This window comes from Flavobacterium sp. ZT3R18 (assembly GCF_007097385.1).
Taxonomy (GTDB): Bacteria; Bacteroidota; Bacteroidia; order Flavobacteriales; family Flavobacteriaceae; genus Flavobacterium.
The window spans coordinates 19,092-41,900 of sequence record NZ_VJZS01000018.1 but is presented as its reverse complement, the minus strand read 5'-3'; the positions used below and the strand labels follow the sequence as shown (position 1 = coordinate 41,900).

At 36.4% G+C, this 22,809-nt stretch carries 18 protein-coding genes and 1 pseudogene; 12 read left to right on the top strand and 7 right to left on the bottom strand.

Annotated features, from left to right (window positions below; genetic code table 11):
• Positions 1 to 7: 7 nt before the first annotated feature.
• From FNW52_RS16195 to FNW52_RS16185, 3 genes are all read right to left on the bottom strand, one after another.
• Positions 8 to 466, bottom strand: coding sequence for a DUF1569 domain-containing protein (locus tag FNW52_RS16195; RefSeq protein WP_143378523.1), 459 nt, complete (start codon positions 464 to 466; stop codon positions 8 to 10).
• Positions 466 to 807 (bottom strand): YciI family protein, encoded by a 342-nt coding sequence (locus FNW52_RS16190; protein ID WP_143378522.1) that lies wholly within the window; start codon positions 805 to 807, stop codon positions 466 to 468. Before FNW52_RS16190 ends, FNW52_RS16195 begins: the two co-directional genes overlap by 1 nt.
• 320 nt (positions 808 to 1,127) lie before the next feature.
• Positions 1,128 to 2,195, bottom strand: coding sequence for a two-component regulator propeller domain-containing protein (locus FNW52_RS16185; RefSeq protein WP_143378521.1), 1,068 nt, complete (start codon positions 2,193 to 2,195; stop codon positions 1,128 to 1,130).
• Positions 2,196 to 3,429: 1,234 nt separating this feature from the next.
• Between FNW52_RS16185 and FNW52_RS16175 the strand changes: the two genes are divergently transcribed.
• The 3 genes from FNW52_RS16175 to FNW52_RS16165 are packed head-to-tail and all read left to right on the top strand — an operon-like array spanning position 3,430 to position 10,563.
• Positions 3,430 to 6,456 carry a SusC/RagA family TonB-linked outer membrane protein gene (locus FNW52_RS16175; RefSeq protein ID WP_143378519.1) on the top strand — a complete coding sequence of 1,009 codons (3,027 nt, stop codon included), beginning with the start codon at positions 3,430 to 3,432 and terminating at the stop codon, positions 6,454 to 6,456.
• 10 nt (positions 6,457 to 6,466) lie between these two features.
• The gene (locus FNW52_RS16170; protein ID WP_143378518.1) at positions 6,467 to 7,876 is read left to right on the top strand and encodes a RagB/SusD family nutrient uptake outer membrane protein; all 1,410 of its coding nucleotides are present in this window, start codon (positions 6,467 to 6,469) and stop codon (positions 7,874 to 7,876) included.
• Between the two features lie 8 nt (positions 7,877 to 7,884).
• Positions 7,885 to 10,563, top strand: coding sequence for a prolyl oligopeptidase family serine peptidase (locus FNW52_RS16165; protein WP_143378517.1), 2,679 nt, complete (start codon positions 7,885 to 7,887; stop codon positions 10,561 to 10,563).
• 85 nt (positions 10,564 to 10,648) lie between these two features.
• On the opposite strand, the gene FNW52_RS16160 is transcribed toward FNW52_RS16165, so the two are convergent.
• The 4 genes from FNW52_RS16160 to FNW52_RS16145 form a co-directional block, all read right to left on the bottom strand.
• Positions 10,649 to 10,918: a DUF6520 family protein gene (locus tag FNW52_RS16160; RefSeq protein ID WP_143378516.1), complete on the bottom strand. Its 270-nt coding sequence runs from the start codon at positions 10,916 to 10,918 to the stop codon at positions 10,649 to 10,651.
• 88 nt (positions 10,919 to 11,006) lie between these two features.
• Positions 11,007 to 12,539, bottom strand: coding sequence for a MauE/DoxX family redox-associated membrane protein (locus tag FNW52_RS16155; RefSeq protein WP_143378515.1), 1,533 nt, complete (start codon positions 12,537 to 12,539; stop codon positions 11,007 to 11,009).
• A 142-nt stretch (positions 12,540 to 12,681) separates the two neighbouring features.
• Positions 12,682 to 13,563 (bottom strand): helix-turn-helix domain-containing protein, encoded by an 882-nt coding sequence (locus FNW52_RS16150; RefSeq protein ID WP_185966012.1) that lies wholly within the window; start codon positions 13,561 to 13,563, stop codon positions 12,682 to 12,684.
• An 87-nt stretch (positions 13,564 to 13,650) separates the two neighbouring features.
• The gene (locus tag FNW52_RS16145; protein WP_143378513.1) at positions 13,651 to 14,028 is read right to left on the bottom strand and encodes a hypothetical protein; all 378 of its coding nucleotides are present in this window, start codon (positions 14,026 to 14,028) and stop codon (positions 13,651 to 13,653) included.
• 489 nt (positions 14,029 to 14,517) lie between these two features.
• Between FNW52_RS16145 and FNW52_RS16140 the strand changes: the two genes are divergently transcribed.
• From FNW52_RS16140 to FNW52_RS16110, 9 genes and pseudogenes are all read left to right on the top strand, one after another.
• Positions 14,518 to 15,348: an RteC domain-containing protein gene (locus FNW52_RS16140; protein ID WP_143378512.1), complete on the top strand. Its 831-nt coding sequence runs from the start codon at positions 14,518 to 14,520 to the stop codon at positions 15,346 to 15,348.
• A 200-nt stretch (positions 15,349 to 15,548) separates the two neighbouring features.
• Entirely contained in the window at positions 15,549 to 15,917 is a 369-nt protein-coding gene (locus FNW52_RS16135) for a hypothetical protein (protein ID WP_143378511.1), read from the top strand.
• A gap of 334 nt (positions 15,918 to 16,251) precedes the next feature.
• On the top strand, positions 16,252 to 16,542 hold the full coding sequence (locus FNW52_RS16130) for a helix-turn-helix domain-containing protein (RefSeq protein ID WP_143378510.1): 291 nt from the start codon (positions 16,252 to 16,254) through the stop codon (positions 16,540 to 16,542).
• Between the two features lie 110 nt (positions 16,543 to 16,652).
• On the top strand, positions 16,653 to 17,525 hold the full coding sequence (locus FNW52_RS16125; RefSeq protein ID WP_143378509.1) for a transcriptional regulator: 873 nt from the start codon (positions 16,653 to 16,655) through the stop codon (positions 17,523 to 17,525).
• A 213-nt stretch (positions 17,526 to 17,738) separates the two neighbouring features.
• Entirely contained in the window at positions 17,739 to 17,882 is a 144-nt protein-coding gene (locus FNW52_RS21180; RefSeq protein WP_255515620.1) for a hypothetical protein, read from the top strand.
• An 89-nt stretch (positions 17,883 to 17,971) separates the two neighbouring features.
• Complete coding sequence (locus tag FNW52_RS21175; RefSeq protein ID WP_255515619.1) at positions 17,972 to 18,361, top strand: hypothetical protein; 390 nt, start codon at positions 17,972 to 17,974, stop codon at positions 18,359 to 18,361.
• Between the two features lie 263 nt (positions 18,362 to 18,624).
• Positions 18,625 to 19,761: a YhcG family protein gene (locus tag FNW52_RS16115; RefSeq protein ID WP_221933405.1), complete on the top strand. Its 1,137-nt coding sequence runs from the start codon at positions 18,625 to 18,627 to the stop codon at positions 19,759 to 19,761.
• 57 nt (positions 19,762 to 19,818) lie between these two features.
• Positions 19,819 to 19,917, top strand: a pseudogene (locus tag FNW52_RS21330) (ATPase); the annotation flags it as partial.
• Positions 19,918 to 20,265: 348 nt separating this feature from the next.
• Positions 20,266 to 22,794 carry a DEAD/DEAH box helicase family protein gene (locus tag FNW52_RS16110; protein ID WP_143378508.1) on the top strand — a complete coding sequence of 843 codons (2,529 nt, stop codon included), beginning with the start codon at positions 20,266 to 20,268 and terminating at the stop codon, positions 22,792 to 22,794.
• Positions 22,795 to 22,809: the final 15 nt, after the last annotated feature.

Here is a 22,809-nt window from a genome sequence, read left to right as displayed (position 1 = left end):
AATAAATCTACACTCCAAATTGGGTTAAATGATGGTCAAGATGTTTGTAAAACATATTGCTCCATTCCGTTTTTGAAAGTACACCAAATGAATGAGATACTTTATTGTCAAAATGTTTTTCGCCTAATTTTTGTGTTTTAGAAATGTAATTTATCAAGCGATTTTTTTCGTTTTCAAAATCTTTATTTCCAATAATAATAAATGCTGGTGCTGTTTTACCATTGTGTTGATAAGGGAACTCTGTAACAACCTTCTTCTTTACTATCAATTTAAATATAAATTTCAAAAAAGCATTTGGTTTTGGGTGGATGTTTTCAAATGTCATTTCGTAAGTAACATTGCAGTGAGCTAACATTTGTGAAACATTCATTTTGCCCCAATTGGCTTGTGTTGTAGGTTTCAAATTATTAATTCTATCAACTATTTTATCTGAAACGCCTGCTGTAAAAATATTAGGTAGTGCCATTAGTTGATTTTTAAAACGTTTCTAACTTCTACGTGTCCACCAATGTTAAGAATAGGACAACCTTCTGCCAATTTCACAGCTTCATCAATGTTAGTTGCTTTTACAAGAATGTAACCGCCAACAATTTCTTTTACTTCTGCATAAGGTCCGTCTGCAATTACGCTGTTTGGTTTCAGGGTTTTTCCTTCAAAACCTAAACGGTTTGTACTCAAAAATTTTCCTTGTGCTGCAATGCTTCCAATCCAATCTTGCCATTGTTTAATGCTTGCTTGCATTTGTTCTGGCGAAGGTTTAAACGATGGGTTGTAATCGTTTCTGAAAATCATCATAAATTCTGTCATTTTTTTACTTTTTAAATTGTTAAAATTATTTGTTTACAACTCTATGACGATTGATGTTTTTAAAATTGGACAAAATTTTCAAAGTTTTTTCTGTTGGTTGATGTTTATGGTGTCGCTTTACAATGACGGCTAACGTTTGGCTAGTAGGCGATGGTCGGGGTTAATAATCCTAATACTTCGGATAATCACTATTTTTCCAAGTACAAAACCAATTTTGGTTAAGCCTAAATTCCCGACTATTGCTTACTAGCTGTTGTGCGTTCGTGCTATTTTCCACCTGTTTCCCTTCAAACCTCTTGTGTCGTCAAATTTTGTTAATACTACCACGGGCCATTCTGCTTCACTTGATAAAACCGATGGCCGTTAAAGCGATAAAGACCTTGGCCTGCACCCCACCACATATTTCCTGACCTGTCTTGATACATACTTTGAACACAACAAGTAAAACCGTCTGCAGATGTAAACACAGTAAACGCATTTGGTAAGGGAATTGAAGGGTCAAATCTTGTAGTACTGCCTCGAGCCGTAATCCAAATGATACCCGACTGTTCGATAATTATGCCCCAAAATTCAGTTCCACCTAATCCGTCTTTGGGGGTGTATTCCGTTAAAGTTTTTCCATCATATTTGCAAATGCCGTTTTTCATAGTAAACCACATATTTCCATCTTTATCCTCTGCTATGCCTCCCGCATAGTTCTCTCCCAAACCTTCCTTTTCTGCAATATTGGTAATTGTTTTTCCATCATAGCGAAAGACACCATTTTCAGACGAAGCAAACCAAATGTTGCCACTTTTGTCTTCCATAATGCCAGCAACATTGATAGGAGGAAGTTCCTTAAATAATGAAAAACTTTGACCACTATTTCTATCGGCTGCTGGGTTATATCGGAAAACGCCACCATGAGTGCCTACCCAAATAGAACCCGATTTGTCAACAAGGATGCTTTTTCGACTTATATCTATATGGCTCAGTCCATCTTTTTGATTATAATTTCGAAAGGTTTTTCCATCATATTTATAAACTCCTTGGTCAGTTCCAAACCAAAGATTTCCTTTTTTATCTTCATTAATAGCATAAACAGTATTGTTGATAAAACCATCAGGATTGGAAAAATAGGTCAACGTTATTTCATCATATTTCACAACACCTTCTCCTAATGTACCAAACCATAAATTTCCTTTCGAATCCTGAAAAATACTTCTGATATATTGGCTGACTAATGTAGTGTCAAAATCGGGAGCCATAGCACCTGCCTTAAAGTTTCTTACTACTTTAGGGCTTGGTTTGGCAGTATTTGAACCTTTTTGTGTATTTTTTTTTTCTTGTCCGTTGCAAGAAGAAAAAATTGTCAAAAAGATAAAAACTAATATCTTATTTAATGTCATAATTAATGTCTGTTATTGGTGATGAGGTCCCTTAGCATGACGCACAACTTATTTATACCAGCCATAAAATAGCTTAAATCTACCCAAATAAGGTTGACTTTGTGCTAAATTATAGCTTTTTACTGTGCTGTACCAAACATACAAAATAGTTTTAATTATGTATTATGGTTTACCATAATATAACGAAAAATATTACGCATAAAAAAAGACACCTCACAGCATCTTTTATCTTTTCCGATTCTTCCAACTATCATTATAATGATAATTTTTCCTAAACTCATACACCTTCCCTCGTATATAAGCTCCCCCCGGGATAATTACAATCACGATTAATATTTCATACCATTCCATACCTCAAATATAGAACGCATAGAGGGCTACTGTTTTAGCATGAATTCAAATAATCCTGAATTGATAAGTTTTAATCCCGAATTGATAAGTATCCGAAATTGCTAAAAAATAAAAAAGATGCCTATTTTTTGGCATCTTTTTATTTTACAATTCCAATAACTTAAAAAACTCTGAAAGCTTTATATTTCTAGCCTCACAAATTTTATGGAGAGTTTTAACGGGAATATTGTAATTCTTTTCTTTTATTTTTCTGACTGTGCTTTCGTCAATATTATGATCCAAACCAAAAGAGCGTTGCGACTTATGAGGTTTAACCCAATTAATATATATGTAATCGCATATTATGTCGTCTATATCCTCCATTTAAACAAAGTAAAATGATTAACAAAAAATAAATGCGGTCGAAGAGGCGCGTTATGAAATATTTTACTATATTTGCTTTCAATTACATACATTTGCGTTTCTTCATATAAAAATATTTGAAGCATTCGCTTAGAATCTCGACTTGAAAACTGGAAATTTTTGCAACGAGAAGATAAGTACGATGCTCACGTCCCATGGCGTGGGCTCACTTATTGTTGCTCGGTATTCCAGTACCTCAAGTCAATAAGCTGAGTTCTGCGCCATTTTTTTAATCTTTGGTCACATTCTCCTCTTACATTCTTAGCACCGCTTCTTCATTTTCATAGTCTCGCAATGGTTTAACCCTTTAAAACCCGTCTGCCTATGCCATAAAAAAACAAAATCAATAAACACCACCTTTTAGACATCTGCCCTTTTGACTTGATGTATAATAAAAAAAGGCCCTCTAACTCCCGTCGACAAACTAGAATAGAGGACCATAGCCAATAAAATTCACATTTCATTTAACTAATCCAATATTATGAAAAATTTTTCATTCTACAAGGGCTGGCCTGTACTTTGGTATCTATTTATTTTCGGTATCTACCAATACAGCCCCTCTGCACAAGCACGAAATCCATTCTGGCCTTTTCATGCTAACCAAAACCATTTTAAACAAATAAAAATAAGCGGCACCGTTTCCGATGGAAAAAATCCATTACCCGGAGTGACAATTACCATAAAGGGATCAACCACTAGAACAATTACTGATTTTGATGGCAAATACTCGATGTTGGCTGACCCGCAAGATATACTCGTGTATTCCTTCATGGGCTATAAAACCAGAAGCACTCCTATCGATGGTCGCTCAGTCATAAACATACAACTACAGGAAGATGCAACCGCCCTGCAGGAAGTCAAAATCAATGCGGGATATTATTCCGTAAAGAATAGCCAAAGCACGGGTAGTATTTCCAAAATCACTTCCAAAAGTATAGAAACCCAACCCGTAACCAATATACTGGCTACTATGCAGGGGCGGATGGCGGGAATAAGCATCACCCAAACTACGGGTGTTCCGGGCGGTGGCTTTGAGATAAAAATTCGGGGACAGAACAGCATCCGCCCTGGTGCCAATGCGCCTTTATACGTCATTGATGGTGTCCCTTATTCTTCAGACCCCATTGGCTACAATCAAACTTCCACCACTTTCCCGACGGTTACCAGCCCTTTAAACAACATTAATCCAGACAATATAGAAAGCATTGAAGTCTTAAAAGATGCCGATGCCACTTCTATTTATGGTTCAAGAGGTGCCAATGGTGTCGTTTTGGTGACGACCAAAAAAGGAAAAATAGGAAAAACAAAATGTACCATCACGGCATCAACCGGAGCAGGTCAAGTAACCTTTTTTATGAAACTGATGAATACCCAACAATACCTGTCGATGCGGGCAAAAGCCTTTGCCAATGATGGAGTTACCTATCAACCGTGGGATTACGACATTAATGGGACTTGGGATCAAAACAGGTATACCAATTGGCAGGAAGAACTCATAGGAGGAACATCGCAAATTTCGGAACTGCAAGGCACAATTTCTGGAGGATCCGAAACCACGCAATTTCTGTTCAGCGGGAATTACCATACAGAGTCAACGGTGTTCCCCGGGGATTTCCTGTACAAATTGGGAGGTTCCCAGTTTAGCCTGAACCACCGCTCCGAAGACAATAAATTCAAAATGACACTCTCTGCCAATTATTCGGTACAGGATAATGACCAACCCGCATTTGACTTCACTTATGATGCCCGTGCGCTTCCTCCCAATGCTCCCGCTTTGTATGATGTCAATGGCGATCTCAACTGGGAGAGCGGCACTTGGGACAATCCATTGCGGAACCTCGCATCCAAATTCGAATCCAAAACCAACGATTTATTGGCCAATACGGTGCTCAACTATGAAATAGCTTCGGGACTGGTACTCAAAAGCAGTTTCGGGTTTACGGATCTGCGCCACACCGAAAGCCGTATTTCCCCCTCCACGATATACAATCCTTCCTACGGTATCACCAGCGCCTATTCGGGTATTTATGGCAACGACACCAATCGCTCTTCTTGGATAGTGGAACCGCAAATCAACTGGGAAAAAGAGATAAGAAAAGGCAAAATCGCAATACTGTTGGGAGGAACGTTTCAAAATCAAATTACTTCGCACCTTTTTCAATCAGGGACAGGCTTTAGCTCCAACAGTCTGATCTATGATTTGGCATCAGCCAACAATGTACGAGTACTACTGAATGATGAAATAGTCTACAAGTATCAGGCTTTTTTCGGACGACTCAATTACAATTGGCAAGAGCGTTACATTCTGAATCTTACGGGAAGACGCGACGGTTCCAGTCGTTTTGGCCCAGGCAATCAGTTTGCCCTGTTTGGAGCCGTTGGCGCCGCTTGGTTATTTTCTAATGAAGCTTTCCTTAAAAATAGTTCTTGGTTGAGTTTCGGTAAACTTCGCGGCAGTTATGGAACAACGGGTAATGACCAAATTGGAGATTATCAATTTTTAAACACCTATTCTTCATCAGGCAACAAATACAATGGTGTTACTGGACTACAGCCTACCCGTTTATACAATCCAGATTTTGGTTGGGAAACCAATAAAAAAATGGAAATAGGGCTTGAAACCGGTTTCTTGCAAGACAGATTGTTTTTAACAGCAGCTTGGTATAGCAATCAATCTTCCAATCAATTGGTAGGTGTTCCACTCGCAGGAACCACTGGATTTTCGGTATTGCAGTCCAATTTGGATGCTACCGTCGAAAATACGGGATTGGAATTTACCTTGCGTACCGTCAATTTCAACACTAAAAATTTCAACTGGACAACGAGTTTGAACTGGACAATAGCTCATAACAAACTGTTGCGTTTTCCGGGCTTGGAAGCATCATCCTATAAAGAGCAATACCGCATCAACGAGCCATTGAATATTCAATTGGTATACCAATTCACGGGTCTTGATCCGCAAACAGGCGTGTACCAATTTAAAGATGTCAACAACGACGGTAAAATTTCATTCCCAGATGACAGGCAAACTGTGGCTGATCTCAATCCCACATATTTTGGGGGACTACAAAACCAACTGAGTTATAAGCGTTGGAAACTGGACTTTTTGTTTCAATTTGTAAAACAACAAAATCTAAATTATCCGATGGGTTTTGCAGGTCAAATGTCCAATCAGCCCACAAAGATGTTGAACAGTTGGCAACAACCCGGAGATACTGGCCCATATCAGGTCTATACCATCGGCTACAATGATGCCGCCGTTACCGCCGATTATTTATACAGCCAAAGTGATGCGGCCATTAGCGATGCCTCATTCATTCGACTCAAAAATATCGCACTGTCCTTTGATCTCCCACTGAATTTAAAAACCACCCAGTGCAAGATTATGGTACAAAGCCAAAACCTATTGACTTTTACCAAGTATGAAGACGGAGATCCAGAATTTACAAGCTATGGGTATTTACCGCCCTTGAAGGTCATTACCGCTGGTGTTCAACTAACCTTTTAATTGTACAAACATGATAACAATATCAACTCAAAATAGTTACACTTCTCGTCGCTTCGTTATGAGCCTCTTTCTGATTTTGACGATGGGAATTCATTCCTGCGATTCTTTTGTAGAAGTAGATCTTCCAAAAGCACAACTGACTAACGTCACCGTTTTTGAAGATGTAGCTACAGCCAATGCTGCCCTTTTGGATATTTACGCCAAAATCAGGGATAAAGGACTCTTGACAGGCACTCCCTATGGTCTTTCCAACCAATTGGGAAACTACGCCGATGAAATCATCAGTTATGGAGCTCCTGCTGACCCTACATTGGATTTTTACACCAATAGCCTTCTACCATCAAATACTGCTGTGTTGGATTTTTGGAGTACCACCTACAATCAAATTTATGAGGCCAATGCCGTAATCGAGGGCGTTCAAGCATCAACGGCATTAACACCTGAGGATAAAAACCGTTTGAAGGGAGAAGCCTTTTTTATACGGGCATTGCTCCATTTTTACTTGACGAATCTATTTGGGGATATTCCCTATATCACCACTACCGATTACAAGACCAACAGTAGCGTAAGCCGAATGCCTACCGATGAAGTCTATGAGCATATCATTGCCGATTTAGAAGCATCAACAAATTTATTATCCGCAGAATATCCCAATTCGGATCGAATCCGTCCCAATAAATATGTACCAAAAGCACTATTGGCAAGAGTCTTTTTGTACAAAGGAAAATGGGCTGAGGCTGCGAATGCTGCTTCTGCTGTACTCAACAATACCAGTCTCTATGTTTTTGGAAATGATATAGACACAGTTTTTTTGAAAGAGTCTAAAGAAACCATTTGGCAATTAATGCCAGCAACAGCCGGGAAAAACACAGATGAAGCAAACACCTTTATTTTCTTTTCTGGCCCTCCTCCACTGGTTGCCTTGAGTGAAGACTTGGTCAATTCCTTTGATTCTAATGACCTGCGAAAAACCCATTGGATTGGTGAAGTGACGGACGGAACCAACACTTGGCACCACCCTTACAAGTACAAGGAATTCAACTTTACCGCGTCCTCAGTAGAATATTCCATTGTACTTCGTTTGGCAGAGCAATACCTCATCAGGGCTGAAGCACGTGCCCAACAGGGTGACCTGATCGGGGCAAAAGAAGATTTGAACAAAACCAGGCAACGTGCAGGGTTAGGAGAAACTGCGGCGGTCACCCAGCAACAAATCATCAGCGCCATTGGACAAGAAAGAAGATGGGAACTTTTTACAGAGTACGGACATCGCTTTTTTGACCTGAAGCGCTCAGGCACTATCAACAACACTTTAACAGGAGTAAAACTGGGATGGGACAGTACCGATGTCCTTTTCCCACTCCCACAAAGTGAACTAAGTGTAAATCCAAACCTACGTCCGCAGAATCCCGGATATTAAAAACCATCATGATGATACAGTCAAAAAATAATAAAATCAAGAACTCTTTTTTGTTTAGAGTTATTGCAATGTTGCGCGTACCGTTAATTCCATTTTTAGTTTTTATTTTGCCATTAGTGACCTGCCCTTTATGGGGGCAGGTGGTGCAAAAAAAGCAACTGACATCCGCCGATTATCATTTATGGGGAGAACTACAATTCGATAAAATAGCACCCAATGGTAAATGGGCCAGTTATAGAATGGGTTATGAAAGCGGTGCAGATACCTTGTTTGTCAGGAATACAGAATCACTGAAAACCTATGCTTTTCCCGCAGCAAACAATGCCTCTTTTGGAGGCAGCATATGGTTCGCCTGTCAGGTGGATCAAGAATTGAGACTTCTAAATCTAAAAACCGGAAAACTGGAAATCATAGCCGATGTGACGCAGTATGCTTTTTCCGCTGATGCCAGTAAACTAGTATTGCTTAAAAAACCAATCACAGGAGAAAACACTTTGCTGATCAGACAACCCGAAGAGGCTCTAATCGAAAAAATTAACGGGGTACATGATTTTAAAATAAGTACCACCGCCAATGATGTGGCATACTGGGTTACCGAGAGCAATAAAAATGCGGTAGGCCTTTTAAGCCTTGGAAAAGTGTGCCAGCGGTCTTGGATTTTGAAGGATCGAGAGGAGCGTTTTCAGGACTTCACGTGGGAAGAATCGGGAAAAGCAGTTGCTTTTTATAGTCGTCCAACTGCTGAAGCTCCTATTAATGGAATTTATTATTACAACCTCGACAACAAAACAGTATTTTCTTTGGATCCCAAAACACAATCGGGTTTCCCAACTGATGCCAACATAGCCAACAATTCAACCTATAAATTGTCCATTTCAGACGATTTCCAAAAAGTGTTTTTTGCCATAAAATCGAATCCAACGCAGCAGACCAAACCTGATTCTGATGTGGAACTGTGGAATGGCAACGCCAAATGGATTTACCCGATGCAGCAGAAATGGGGGCAATTCCAAGAATATCCGCACCTTGCCGTTTGGTATCCCATGGGACATCGCTTTGATTCTATTTCAACAGCTGAACTTCCCAAAGTAATGCTGAACGGAAATCAACACTATGCCATTCTATCGAATCCTCAGGACTACGAACCGCAATTTGAATACGAAGGCCCTCGTGATTTTTATATTGTTGATCTTGCCACGAGAGAAAAAAATCTATTTTTACGAAAACATTCTATTTATTCATCAGATATCCTGCCATCTCCCAGCGGAAAATACATCGCTTACTTTAAGGAAAAGAATTGGTGGGTTTATGATATAATCGCTAAGACACACACCAATGTCACTCTAAATATAAAAGAACAGTTGGAAGGAAAAATACAAAAATTGTATGGAGATTCGGCTTTTGGAAACCCGGGCTGGAGTGCCAATGATGACGAAATACTGATTTATGATCAATACGATATTTGGGCCATAAAACCCGATGGTACATCCTTTAGAAAATTAACTCATGGACGAGAAAAACAAATTCAGTTCAGGATTCCCCAAACCTATAACGGCATAGGGTTAAAAGAAAATTTTGACGGTTGGAAAAGCAACTTTATCAATCTGGAAAAAGAGCTTGTCCTAAGGGCGGAAGGAAATGATGGACAGTCTGGATATTTTAAATGGAAAAGCGCGCATGAAGAAAAACCCATTGTTTATGGCCCTCATCACATTGACCAATTCACCTATGCCGAAACAGGACAGAATTTCATCTATCGGGAACAGAATTTTGACCGTTCTCCAAAGCTAATATTTCAAAAGAATGCGGTTACTTCAAAGCTATTGTTTCAAAGTAATCCACAGCAAGAAAAATACAGTTGGGGAAAATCAGAGTTAATAGAATACTATAATTCAAAAGGTATCAATTTAAAAGGGGTACTGTTCTATCCTGCCAATTATGATCCTCAAAAAAAGTATCCAATGATTGTACATATTTATGAAAAACAATCTAATGAACTCCATCACTATGTCAACCCTTCACAATTTACCGAAGACGGTCAAAATATCACCGTTTTTACAACCCAAGGGTATTTTGTTTTGTACCCGGATATTAAGCTTGAAATTGGCAATCCGGGAATTGCAGCGGCAGATTGCACTATATCTGCAACAAAAGAAATCATAGCCCGTGGTTTGGTCATTCCTGAAAAAATTGGTCTTATCGGGCATTCCTTTGGAGGATATGAAACCGCCTTTATCATTACCCAAACGGGGCTTTTTGCAACAGCTGCGGCTGGAGGAGCCATCACAGATCTAAACAGTATGTACCTGACTGTGGGGGGAAACTCTGGAAAACCAGACATGTGGCGTTTTCAAAATCTACAATGGCGAATAACCAAATCTCCTTTCGAAGATCCGCTAGCCTATAACCGTAATTCTCCAGTGGCATGTGCGGACAAAATCACCACGCCTCTTCTTTTGTGGAGTGGGAAACAAGATCAACAAGTCGATTGGCATCAAAGTATCGAATTTTATTTGGCTCTACGCCGACTCAATAAAAAACACATCATGTTGCTTTATCCCAACGAAAAACATTCTATTCTAAACCAACCCAATCAAAAAGATCTCTTGGAAAGGGTGCAAGATTGGTTTGGGTATTATCTTAAAGATGAATTGCCTGTCCCATGGATTAATGAAGGAATCAAATGATAATGGATCACATTAAAAACAAAAAAAACAATGCAGTTCCATAGCAGAACTGCATTGCCTTTTGTTTGTCCTAAAAATTTACTTTTTAGGGACGATAAAGAAGCTCTACACAATTGTTTTGGCTGTCTTTACCAAAAGCCTGTTGCCCCGTGGCACCATTGGCGCGACAAACTGGCCCAACGATGTCACTACAATTTACGGGTACACTACAAGCGCCTAAAGGCCCATTAATGTATCCTGTACGAGGAGTTGCACTATTCGAATCACTTTGCATAGAAGTGGTCAAAAAGGCTCCTGAAATTCCCATCACTACTACTGCAAAAGGAATCATCTTGTTTAAAAATTGCGTTTTCATAATAAATAAGTATTAAGATTAACTTGATCTACTTTTTTCTACAGGTATTCGATCTTTTTCCTGATACTGGCCAGTATATTTTTAGGTATTAGGGATTTTTCCTGTCTGCACTTTTTATTTCTTTTTTAAGTAGTTCTTTCAAACGATACACTACAATTTGAGTATCCAAAAGGACAAACAAATGAGTTGAAGTCACGAAAAAACTTCGTAGTTTTTTACCTCCTATTTCGTAAATAGGAAAGCTGAACATGTACCTGTTTTTTTCAATGTCATACACATCAATAATGAAAGATTGTTCCCAAACTTTTGGATTCTCATAACGCCCAGGTACTTTGGAATGAACAAAAAGCAGCTTATTACAAACGGCTGAATGCGCATTGACGATGAGAGGCGGTGCTGCCATTTTCCGCTCGCTTTTCCCTTTAAGATAGGCTACTTTAATTTTGGCATGGGCTACAGTATCAATCGTGTTTCCCCTATAATCAAGTGATCCATTTTTATCGGCTACAATAAATTGGTTGCGGTAAAAATAAGCATACACCATCCTGTCTAATGATTTGCTGTATTGTAGCATTCCATCGGTGTCAAAAATTCCATCGATTTGTTTTTGCAAGAACGTTGCTGCATAACGTGTTTTTGGTAATTTACCCGAGTTAAAAATACCCAGAACGTGCGCTCCATTTTTACTATTGTTATTCCTAAAGGCTATTGTGGTACTATCTATAGGTTCCGCCAATGTAAAGGGTGGACAGCCCTTTAACTCTTGGTTAGCTTTCCAATTATTTATGGTACCTCTAAAAACACAAGGAACACTGCCATCCATTAAATAAAAATAAGGAGGTCTTACTAGAATCTTTACCATTCGAAAAGGGAGTTCGGTACGATTAAATCCAATTTTTAATTGTTGCCTATGCTGCAAAGTGGTATCCATAGACAAAACATGCAAAGGGTCGCTATAATTTCCGAGATAGATTCTACCGTTGGCATATCCCGAAAAATAATACGAATTGAATTTCAAATCCACCGTATGGGTTAATGCCACAGGATGATGAGGATAACGTCTAATAAATGGATTTTCATGGTGCATAATTTCTTCAGAGGAAAGAAATAAAACAACCACCACTCCAATACTGAACAACAACGAAAAAAGAATAGTGACAGAATACGATAACGGTCTCATTCTTCCTATCCAATTATAATTTTGTTGTTTTTCAAGTAGTAACCCCAAGATAGCTAGTACAATAAAAAAGACATTGAAAATCAGATGTTCTGTCCATCCCATTTTTTCCAGTATTCCACCGCAGGAACAAGGTACAAATGAACTGTAATTCAAAATGATAAAAATGTAGGTCGTAAACATAATCATCAAACTAAAAGCAGCAAAAAGAGCTATCGTACGCCATTTAGGAAAAAGAAGCAATGAGGCTAGAATCAATTCAATTGTCGGAACCAACCAAGCAACCCAACTGGCAAAAGCACTAAGCAGTGGAGATTGTCCTAACTGTACTTGAAAGTTCTCAAAATCCAATAGTTTACTAACTGCTGCATAAACAAACAATAGAATATAGAGCTGACAAATACTATTTAGAATAATGCGGTTATTTTGGATACTTAATTTCATATCGATTAACTATTAATGTATTACGATATAAAATTCCAAAAAATAAAATCATAAGCATTGCCAAATCAGGATCTTAAATTATCTAAAAGGGATTTTTTTAATAATGAACCATTCAGCCTTTAACTTTTAAACTCCTAAACTCTTAAACTTTTAAACCTCTCTTAATATCCATCGGCGTATAACCGAACTCTTTTTTAAAATTCTTTGAAAAATTAGGATAGGTTGCAAATGCACTCATAAAAGCAATCGTTTTCAAAGGAATTGTGGTCTGTTGAATCAAAAAATGGGCTTTTTTCAATCGCTCCGAATTATAAAATTGATAAATGCTCGTTTTGAACAATAGCTTAAATCCAAACTTTAATTTATAATCATTAGTTCCAAAAACACGAGCGAGTTCTTGCATGGAAGGCAATGGCGTATCCAAATGATCTAAAATATAATCATACACGTCTTGAATCATTTGTACATCAGAAGAACGACTGAATCCTACACGCTGAGTAATATGTTTTGAAGTAGCCAATACCTCTTTTAAGACGTTTTCTTCAACAACGGTTGTCACGGTAGTAATTAAAATTTCAGACCTAAGGGGAGACCCATAAACAGTGCATAAGGCTGGAGCCAACAATTCATTTTCTGTACTATAAACAAGTTCTACTATAGTATGATAATTGGGATCTAATCCTATTTTTTGCTCTATTGTTTTCCATACCAATACTGATTCTTCCGCAAGCAAACTACTAAAAGCTTTATCAAGTAAAAAATCAGATGAGAACCCTAAAACAGCGGAGCACTCTCCATAATGACTTTTAATTATAAAATCGGCATCCAATAAAAAAGAGGATTGCACCATGTATTTGTAGTTATAATGCGGATTAACAAACCCCGAATGAAAAACGGATTCCTTCATTTCTTCCGCTGCCATATTCATAAGTACCGCCAATCCCTCCAATTCATCATTTTGCCCAGTTCTTGGAATCCGAACTGAAAAATTGCCCCTCGCCATTTCAAGTTGCATTTGTGACATATTATAAATACGCCTCTGATTAATTTCTTGATGCATAACAAATTCAAATTAGTGATAAAACAGTAGTCCAATAGTTGAGAACAGGCTCTAAGTAAATGTTTCAAGAAAAGCCAGCGCAGCCAATTCTTCAGTGAAAACTTTTGTAGGAACTCGTGGTTTGTTGATTGTAATATAAAAAGACATAATGCTCAATAAGACAGTATCGTTTCCTATTAAACTAACCGCTTTGGTTAGCACAGAACCAGATTGAGCCAAATAATCTCTGGCAGCTTTGTCAGAATCCACTATTCCACGAATATCACAAAAGACTGGATAAGCTTTTTCATTTTGCACTAATATTCGATCTGCCACTACAAGTTGAGCGGCTTTCAAATTGATGACAACATTAGGCTTATACTCAAAATAAAGAATATCATTCTGAATCCAGAATAGAGCAAACTCATTCTCATGATAATTATCTATCATTTTTATATAGATTTAAAAATAAAAACGGCACAATTTAGCAAAAAAAATATTAAAAATCATACAAAACAAACACAAAACAATACAATTAGCCATAAATAGACAAAAAATTATCTAATCGGGATTATAAGTTATCTCATACGGATTATTGTGTAATCAGAAGACATTAGTTTTATTATTTATTCAGATTTTTACCTAAAAATAGTACTCCTAAAAAATTTATAAAATAACCTTATCCCTCAAAAAAACGGCAAAAATCAAACACAACAATTTCATTGATACCGTCGATGAAGTAATCTCAGGAGCAAAAAAAGAAGGAGTGCTTCATTTGTATGCTGAAGATCAAATATTAAATGGACGAACCCTTCAAAATGAAGACAAAACACTCCCTGCCAACTAAAACTAATTACAACCATAAAATATAAATCAATCCACTTTTCACTCCCCTCTCCTTCGGTGAGGGGCTGGGGGTGAGGTTTAAACCAAAAACCTATGTTCAAAAACACTATTGAAGATTTTAATACTAAAATAAACTCGATCATTAATTCCGAAGAAAATCATCTCAAAAAAGCAACTGATGGCATTAATTTATGCAACAAAACTCTGGCAGACATGAAAGAGAAAGTCGAACAAAACGATTTCGAAACTACAATCGACGAAATTGATTTTTTCAAAAACACCAAACCGCTTCCAATGAGTTATCTCATCTATTTTACCGAACTGCGTTCTTGTGAACTACGCAAACCTAAAGCGGGAACATCCTATCAAATAGAGTTTCTGGAGAAAGAAATGCGAAAAATCAATAAGTTCTTTTCTCGCAATTTAGATTTTGTAAATTATATGGAGCAAGGATACACTTATATTGATCATCAATTTTTCACAAGAAACCCCGGAAATAGTTTTCCTTTCACACCAATGACCGATTATTATCAGTATCCCGAATTCTCTTCCTCACATGACATGCTCTGGGCTAAGGTAAAAGCAATGTACCGCTTCATCCATTATATCCGGGAAGCAATGCAAAAACTCAATGCTGGAAATGCAACACTATTTGAAGAAAAAAAACACAAAGTATTACTCTGGACGGCGCCCAAAACAACGTTAGCCGAATTAATCTATGCCCTATACTCCAATGGAGCATTAAACCATGGAGCAGCCGACATAAATACAATAGCTTCCTCATTTGAAGATTTCTTCAACATCAAAATAGACAATATCTACAAAACCTACTCAGAAATTAAAGATAGAAAAAGCAGTAAAACAAAATTTTTGGAAGAATTGATGCTGAATCTACAGCAAAAAATCCACAAAGAAGACGAATGATGAAAATCGGAACCCAATCGGAACTCCGAAAACTAAAGCAATCAAATACTGTTATATCATTGGGCACAAAAGCCCACCACAGCACCTTCAGATAATTTTACAAACACAAAATATCAATTAAGCAACGCCTTTAAAAGCAATTTTACAAATATGCTATTAGAGGTGGTTGCTGTATTTACTACCCTTTTAAATTTTATAATATGTCAAATTTCACAATAGCTTTTTTTGAATTAGCCTTTCTAGTAGAAGCCTGTATTCCTCCAAGACCAATCGCAAGGTCAATGTTTTTCGATGATGTAAGCGATATTCATTATCATAAAATAACTAAAGAAGAACGCCAACGATTATTCGAATGGATTAGTCCAAAATTGGATTTAAAAAATGAAAAGTGTCGTTATTTTTACGCACGTTTTGATCCTAAAAATCAGTATTTAGTTAGTTGTTTTTACCATGGCAAAACCGAAGAAATAGAATGTTTTAGATTTGACGATAGATACTACACCTCAAAAAACAAATTTGTAAACCCTGAGTATATAAAAAGCTCCTCTTTAGTGAATCCTATTCTTTAGCAATAATCGCTAACATGCATCGATGCACTTTTCATTTAGAATATTTTTTTGAAATACAATAAATGACTTGTGTTTTTACGATTTTGACTCCCTCTCCTTTGGAGAGTCCCCATAACTATCGGGAGGGGTGAGGTTTTTTGAATAGCATTTATAAGAAGAAACACAAGCCCCACAAAGTAAAACTCAAACAAGCCTCAAAACACTCTTTTAAAAATGCCGAAATGTTAAATTACTTCGGTACTACGAAAGCCATGGGGATAAAAAACAAATAAAAGCAAACAATTTTGTAACACAATAGAGCTATAAAATTAACAGCAACTTAAAACACATTAAAATGGCAGCAACAATTATCACAACAGAAGATTTGATCGAATTCAAAAAAGAACTTTTAGAGGAAATCAAAAAAATATTTGAATCACAAACCACAACCCAAAACAAAAAATGGTTAAAATCTGCTGAAGTACGGGAGCTTCTAAACATTTCCCCCGGAACACTTCAAAACCTCCGCATCAACGGAACACTTTCCTATACCAAAATTGGTGGCATTATGTATTACGACAATCAAGACATTGATAAATTACTGGAAAAGAACAAAGTCAGTGCTTTCCCAAACCTATTCAAATAATAATCGAACCTAAGCTTGTCGACGAACGTCACTTCGAGTGATTTTTAAGTTTTTCACTTAAAAATTGTATCGAGAAGCTTTTCGAAATGATAACCTCATCAAGTAAAACAATGAACTACATAAAACACCTAACCGGATTCTTCGACCGAATAGTCCAAGACCGAAACCTCAACCCTACTCATATCAGTTTGTATATTGCATTATTCCAATTCTGGAATATAAATCGTTTTAAAAATCCAATAAGCATAACCAGAGATGAGGTGATGCGCATCAGTAAGATTTGTTCCAAAGCAACCTATCACAAGTGCATGAGAGAACTAAACGAAAAAGGATACCTCAAATATGAACCCTCCTTCAATCCATATAAAGGCAGTATGGTTATACTTTTCAATTTTTCAGAAGACTTAAAACCAGTCCAAAAAAGAGCAAACAACAGCGAAAAAATTTTGCCAAATACTGAACAGGTTCGGAACAAGCAAGGAACAAGTGCTGGGACAGGCACTGAACAAGCGCTGGTACCTTCTATAAACTATATAAACAAAACAAACAATTTAAATATTTTAAACTTGGATGAGCAACCCCAAAATTTTGAAAATGATAATTTATTCTCAGAAGAAAAAAAAGAAAAAGAAAAAAGTTCCGCGAAAAAAGAAATGCCTTTCCCATTCGCGGACACCAATGAAAAACAAACTGAAAAAAGTCGGCAAAAGTTTGTCACTTCGAGCGCAGCCGAGAAGCCAACAAACGGGGAAATCAAAACATATTTCCAGCAACAAAACTTCCCGGAACTCGAAGCACAAAAATTCTTCAATTACTTCTCCAGCAACGGCTGGCTTGTTGGTGGCAAAACCCCAATGGTCGATTGGACAGCTGCTGCGCAAAACTGGATGCTGAACGCAAACAAATTCAGCACCAATGAAAAACCAAACAGAGCAAAACACCTCAACACCCCAACCGACAAAAACTATGCAGAACCCTTATAATTTCCCCTCCTTTGGAGGGGTGCCCGGCAGGGCAGGGTGGTAAAACCTGAAGCGTCACTTCGAGTGATTTTTAAGTTTTTCACTTAAAAATTGTATCGAGAAGCCAATAAAAAATCTGTGCTAATCTTTTTAATCTGTGGCTATGAAATATTTTTTTACTCTTTGCGAACCTCGCATTCAACCTTTGCGCACTTTGCGGTTAAACCCTGAATTATGAAAACAGAAATAAAATCCCACTACAACTACGAAGAAGTAATCATCTGGCTCGAAAAAAAGGAGTTGAACTATACGGAAATCATTTCAAAATCCTTGAAAATGACCATCCCATTATTTTCAAACTCATTGCGTATTTCCTGAAAGATGAAGCAACTTGTTTTCAATTCAATATCAACCTCAACAAGGGAATTATGCTATCTGGCCCAGTCGGCTGTGGCAAAACGTCACTAATGAATGTAATGAAACACCTCACTCCTACCGAGCACAAATTTTTCGTTAAACCGTGCCGGGACATCAGTTTCGAATTTATCCAGGACGGCTATGAAATCATCCACAAATACAGCAAAGGCAAACTCTACCAATCCGAACCAAAAACAATTTGTTTCGATGATTTAGGTACCGAAAACAACCTTAAATATTTCGGAAACGAATGCAACGTTATGGCAGAAATCCTATTAAGCCGTTACGAACTATTCACAAACAAAAAACTACAAACTCACATTACCACCAACCTATCCGCAACCGAAATCGAAAATCAATATGGCAATCGAGTACGAAGCCGATTGAGGGAAATGATTAACCTTATCGCTTACGACAAAACCATAAAAGACAAACGTTAACGTTATTGCGAACGTAGTTAAACAATCGGAACAACTACTAATTTATTTAGTTTCAAAAAAAATACGGTCTTTATGTTTTTTACGTATTCTGCACGAAATTATTTTCAATACCTTAGCAAAAATTCCAAATCCCCCACTTTTTCACTGATATGTTCCGAAGTTTAAAAAGTATATTTAAAAAAAAAACAATCTATGTTCTCACAAGTTAAGTTGGTATTTTTGATACTACAATCAAGTGGTTAATCCCCAAAGACACTAATGTTATGATAAATTTTGATTCTTTAGCCGAATCCATTCAGCACACGCACGCCGTTTTACAACAAGAAGCGGTAAAAGCAGTAAATATTTCTATGACCGTTCGTAATTGGCTGGTTGGGTTTTATATTGTAGAATTTGAACAGAATGGAGAAGACAGGGCAACTTATGGTGATAAACTAATTTCAAAATTAGCCAAAACAATAAATTTAAAAGGGTTAGCCGCATCTGAATTAGCCAGATGTCGATTATTCTACACCACTTATCCTTTTTACGCAAGTATTATCCATCAAAAATATGCTCATTTAATTGCTGAAAACATTTTGCGGTTGCCAACCGCAAAATTGCAATTAAACGAGCTAAACATTTTGCGGATGCCATCCGCAGAATTACAAAACACTCAAAACAAACACGATAACTTTAACACTAAAGCCGTAACATCAATTTCATACAGTCATTATCTTGAACTTATCAAAATAAAAGACCCAACACAAAGACAGTTTTATGAATTGTTAATTTTAAAAACGCAACCCTCAGTTGCACAATTAAAAAAACAAATTCATTCACTTGCTTTTGAAAGAGTCGGTTTATCTCAAAGTACAGCTGCAGGATTCGAAGAATTGTTGCAAAAAATAGAACCTTCGAGCCCTATAGATTCTATAAAATCCCATTATATTTTTGATTTTCTAAAATTAGGCAGCTACAATTTAATTGAAGAAAATACACTCGAACAAGCATTGATAAACCATTTACAGGAATTTATTGTAGAACTCGGAAATGGCTTTTGCTTTGAAGCGCGGCAAAAGAAAATCCTTATAGATGAGGAATACTATTTTGTAGATTTAGTTTTTTATCACAGAATTTTAAAATGTCATGTTTTAATAGAACTGAAAGCGGATCAGTTTAAGCACGAACATTTATCACAGCTCAACACTTATGTTTCTTATTACAGGGAAGAAATGAAACAACCCGATGACAATCCGCCAATAGGTATTTTGTTATGTACCCAAAAAGGAACAAAACTAGTGGAATATGCCCTTTCGGGAATGGACGAAAAACTGTTTGTATCTAAATATTTACTGCAACTACCTAGCAAAGAAGTGTTGCAAGCCTTTATTGAAAATGAATTAAAACAGTTGGAATAACAGCCTCAGAGTCATGAAAACTATGATTCAGTTATTGTTAATCTTGATTTAGCGTAAGAAATCGAAAATCAGTATGGTAATCGAGTACGAAGTAGATTGAGAGAATTGTGTAATTTGATAGGGTATGATAAACAGGCAACAGACAAACGAAAATAAATGGCATAATAACTAACACCAAAAAAACAATAGAAAAAGCGTGAGTAAATGATAATCGTATGGCTAATAATAAGAATATAAAAGTCCAACCTTAAACACACCTTTAAAATAACGATTCATTAATATCATTAAACAGAACCAATAATTTTATTTGTTTAAAAATCAGAATACTAAGTAAAAGCCCTTAACTTATAAAAAGAATATTGTTTTCATAATACGGAAGCCCGTAAAACAAGCACTTTCCCTATTTTATCTTTGTAAAAACAACAAAAACTATCATAAATTATAATTGTTAAAGTGGTATTTATTTGATATGTTTGATGATTAGAAAGAATTTTATTTCAATCCATGAAAAACGAAGCTCACGCAAGAATCAAAATAAACCAACTACTTTCTGAAGCAGGTTGGCGATTCTTTGATAGTGAGCATGGTAATGCCAATATATTACTAGAGAATCATGTCAAAATCACCCAAAAAGAAATAGATGCTTGGGGTAATGACTTTGAAAAAACTAAGAGTGGTTCTCTCGATTTTCTACTTGTCGATACAAATAACAAACCCATTTGTGTTTTAGAAGCCAAAAAAGAGAGTTTACATCCACTAGTAGCTAAAGAACAGGCAAGAAAGTATGCAAATGCAGTGGATGCTCAATATATCATTTTATCAAATGGTATTGTGCATTATTTATGGGATTTAAAAAAGGGAAATCCAAAACCCATTTACAAATACCCTTCTCCTACCGAAATTGGAGCTATTAAAGACTGGAATCCAGACAGAGAAGAATTAGCCAGTGAAGAGGTTAGTATTGATTATATTGCTTCTGTACAAATGCCAGACTATGCCGAAAGGCCTAGTTGGAATGGGACAGTGGAGAATAGTGCTGATTTTATTTGGAACAATAAGCTTCGCTTTTTACGCTATTATCAGTTAAAGGCTGTTCAAAAACTACAAGAAGCTGTTACTAATGATAAAGATCGTTTTCTTTTTGAGATGGCTACTGGAACGGGCAAAACTCTAACAGCTGCAGCGGTTATCAAATTGTTTTTACGTACTAAAAATGCAAAAAAAGTTTTATTTTTAGTTGATAGGATAGAATTAGAAGACCAAGCTTACAAAGATTTTACCAATTATTTAAAGCCTGATTATACCACTTATATTTACAAAGAACATAGAACTGATTGGCATAAAGCTGAAATTGTAGTTACTACTATTCAATCATTACTTTTTAATAATAAGTATCGTGATTTGTTTACTCCTACTGATTTTGATTTATTAATTTCTGACGAATCGCATCGTTCTGTTTCTGGAAACTCGAGAGCGGTTTTTGAATATTTCAATGGTTATAAATTAGGATTAACAGCTACACCAAAAGATTATTTGAAAGGTGTAGATATTGATAAAATAAGAGAAAATGACCCGAGAGAAATTGAACGCAGAATGCTTCGGGATACTTACAGCACTTTTGGTTGTGAAAATGGTCAACCAACTTTTAGATATACTTTATTACAAGGGGTTAAAGATAATTTTTTAAGAAACCCCATTACGATAGATGCTCGCACAGAAATTACCACACAATTACTTTCAGATCAGGGGTATGCCATAATTAGACAAACGGAAGAAGGTGAAGAGTCGGAAACTTTTGTTTCAAGAGATTTTGAAAAAAAATTCTTTTCTGATAAAACCAATGCTGTTTTTTGCAAAACATATTTAGAAAAAGCATTGCGTGATCCAATAACCAACGAAATAGGTAAAACAATCATTTTTGCGGTGAGCCAAAATCATGCAAGAAGATTGACCGAAATTTTAAACGAATTTGCTGAAAAATTATTTCCAAACAAATACAATTCCGATTTTGCAGTTCAAGTAACTTCGCAAATTACAGATGCTCAACAAATGACAATTAACTTTTCTAATGATAATTTAAATGGAAAAACTAATTGGCTAGAAGGGTATAAATCAAGTAAAACTCGTATTTGCGTAACGGTTGGAATGATGACAACTGGATATGATTGTTCTGATTTATTAAATATTTGTTTAATGCGTCCTGTTTTTAGTCCATCCGATTTTGTGCAAATAAAAGGGCGAGGCACTCGCAAACACACTTTTACATTTAAATTTAAAAATGAATTAAACGAAGAGGAAATAATACAAAAAGACAAGAAGAACTTTAAATTATTTGATTTTTTTGCCAACTGCGAATATTTTGAAGAAAAATTCGACTATGACGAGGTTTTAATTCTACCAAAAACTAGGGACGGTAAAACTGATAATTCTGGTGGTGAAACCAAAATAAAAAAATATACTAGTGAAATTATTGATCCTCTATTAGTAATGGAGGAAAAAGAAATAGGTCTTGATGGCATGAAGATTGATCGCATGCTTTATCGTGATTTTGAAAATAGAATTATCATGGACGATGTTATTAAAAAGCATGTTGAGCTAGGCAATTGGGAACTGATAGTTAGCCATATTCAAAATGAAATTCTTGACAAACCGAATGAATATTTCAATATGGAAAAATTACGTAAAGCAGCTAAAATAGACCGTAAAGTTTCAATTCGCGAAATGGTAGAAAAAATATTTGGCATTATTCCTAAATTCAAATCCAAAGACGAAATGCTCGATGAAGAATTTGATAAATTCATTTCTATCTATCCCCCAGAAGAAGATGTAAACATTAGAGCACTACAATATTTCTTCAAAGCTTATATTGTTGACCAAGATATTAGAAAAATAATTGAAAACAAAGATTTTCAAGCCTTACAAACTAATCCTACTTTAACAATTAAACAATTTAAAGAAGTAGCATCTAAATACAGAGAGGTCATTCCAGTTTATATTAAGGACTATATAAAACTAGAAAATTTCGCTGCATAATTTCAAAATTAAATA

Excerpts from the sequence above, each read along its gene's own strand:
- FNW52_RS16160 (WP_143378516.1), bottom strand. The coding sequence starts at position 10,918 with ATGAAAACGCAATTTTTAAACAAGATGATTCCTTTTGCAGTAGTAGTG.
- FNW52_RS16135 (WP_143378511.1), top strand. The coding sequence starts at position 15,549 with ATGTCAAATTTCACAATAGCTTTTTTTGAATTAGCCTTTCTAGTAGAA.
- FNW52_RS16115 (WP_221933405.1), top strand. The coding sequence starts at position 18,625 with ATGATAAATTTTGATTCTTTAGCCGAATCCATTCAGCACACGCACGCC.
- FNW52_RS16110 (WP_143378508.1), top strand. The coding sequence starts at position 20,266 with ATGAAAAACGAAGCTCACGCAAGAATCAAAATAAACCAACTACTTTCT.
- FNW52_RS16170 (WP_143378518.1), top strand. The coding sequence starts at position 6,467 with ATGATAACAATATCAACTCAAAATAGTTACACTTCTCGTCGCTTCGTT.
- FNW52_RS16155 (WP_143378515.1), bottom strand. The coding sequence starts at position 12,539 with ATGAAATTAAGTATCCAAAATAACCGCATTATTCTAAATAGTATTTGT.
- FNW52_RS16140 (WP_143378512.1), top strand. The coding sequence starts at position 14,518 with ATGTTCAAAAACACTATTGAAGATTTTAATACTAAAATAAACTCGATC.
- FNW52_RS16195 (WP_143378523.1), bottom strand. The coding sequence starts at position 466 with ATGGCACTACCTAATATTTTTACAGCAGGCGTTTCAGATAAAATAGTT.
- FNW52_RS16130 (WP_143378510.1), top strand. The coding sequence starts at position 16,252 with ATGGCAGCAACAATTATCACAACAGAAGATTTGATCGAATTCAAAAAA.
- FNW52_RS16165 (WP_143378517.1), top strand. The coding sequence starts at position 7,885 with ATGATGATACAGTCAAAAAATAATAAAATCAAGAACTCTTTTTTGTTT.
- FNW52_RS16145 (WP_143378513.1), bottom strand. The coding sequence starts at position 14,028 with ATGATAGATAATTATCATGAGAATGAGTTTGCTCTATTCTGGATTCAG.
- FNW52_RS21175 (WP_255515619.1), top strand. The coding sequence starts at position 17,972 with ATGAATGTAATGAAACACCTCACTCCTACCGAGCACAAATTTTTCGTT.
- FNW52_RS16175 (WP_143378519.1), top strand. The coding sequence starts at position 3,430 with ATGAAAAATTTTTCATTCTACAAGGGCTGGCCTGTACTTTGGTATCTA.
- FNW52_RS16125 (WP_143378509.1), top strand. The coding sequence starts at position 16,653 with ATGAACTACATAAAACACCTAACCGGATTCTTCGACCGAATAGTCCAA.
- FNW52_RS16185 (WP_143378521.1), bottom strand. The coding sequence starts at position 2,195 with ATGACATTAAATAAGATATTAGTTTTTATCTTTTTGACAATTTTTTCT.
- FNW52_RS21180 (WP_255515620.1), top strand. The coding sequence starts at position 17,739 with ATGAAAACAGAAATAAAATCCCACTACAACTACGAAGAAGTAATCATC.
- FNW52_RS16190 (WP_143378522.1), bottom strand. The coding sequence starts at position 807 with ATGACAGAATTTATGATGATTTTCAGAAACGATTACAACCCATCGTTT.
- FNW52_RS16150 (WP_185966012.1), bottom strand. The coding sequence starts at position 13,563 with ATGTCACAAATGCAACTTGAAATGGCGAGGGGCAATTTTTCAGTTCGG.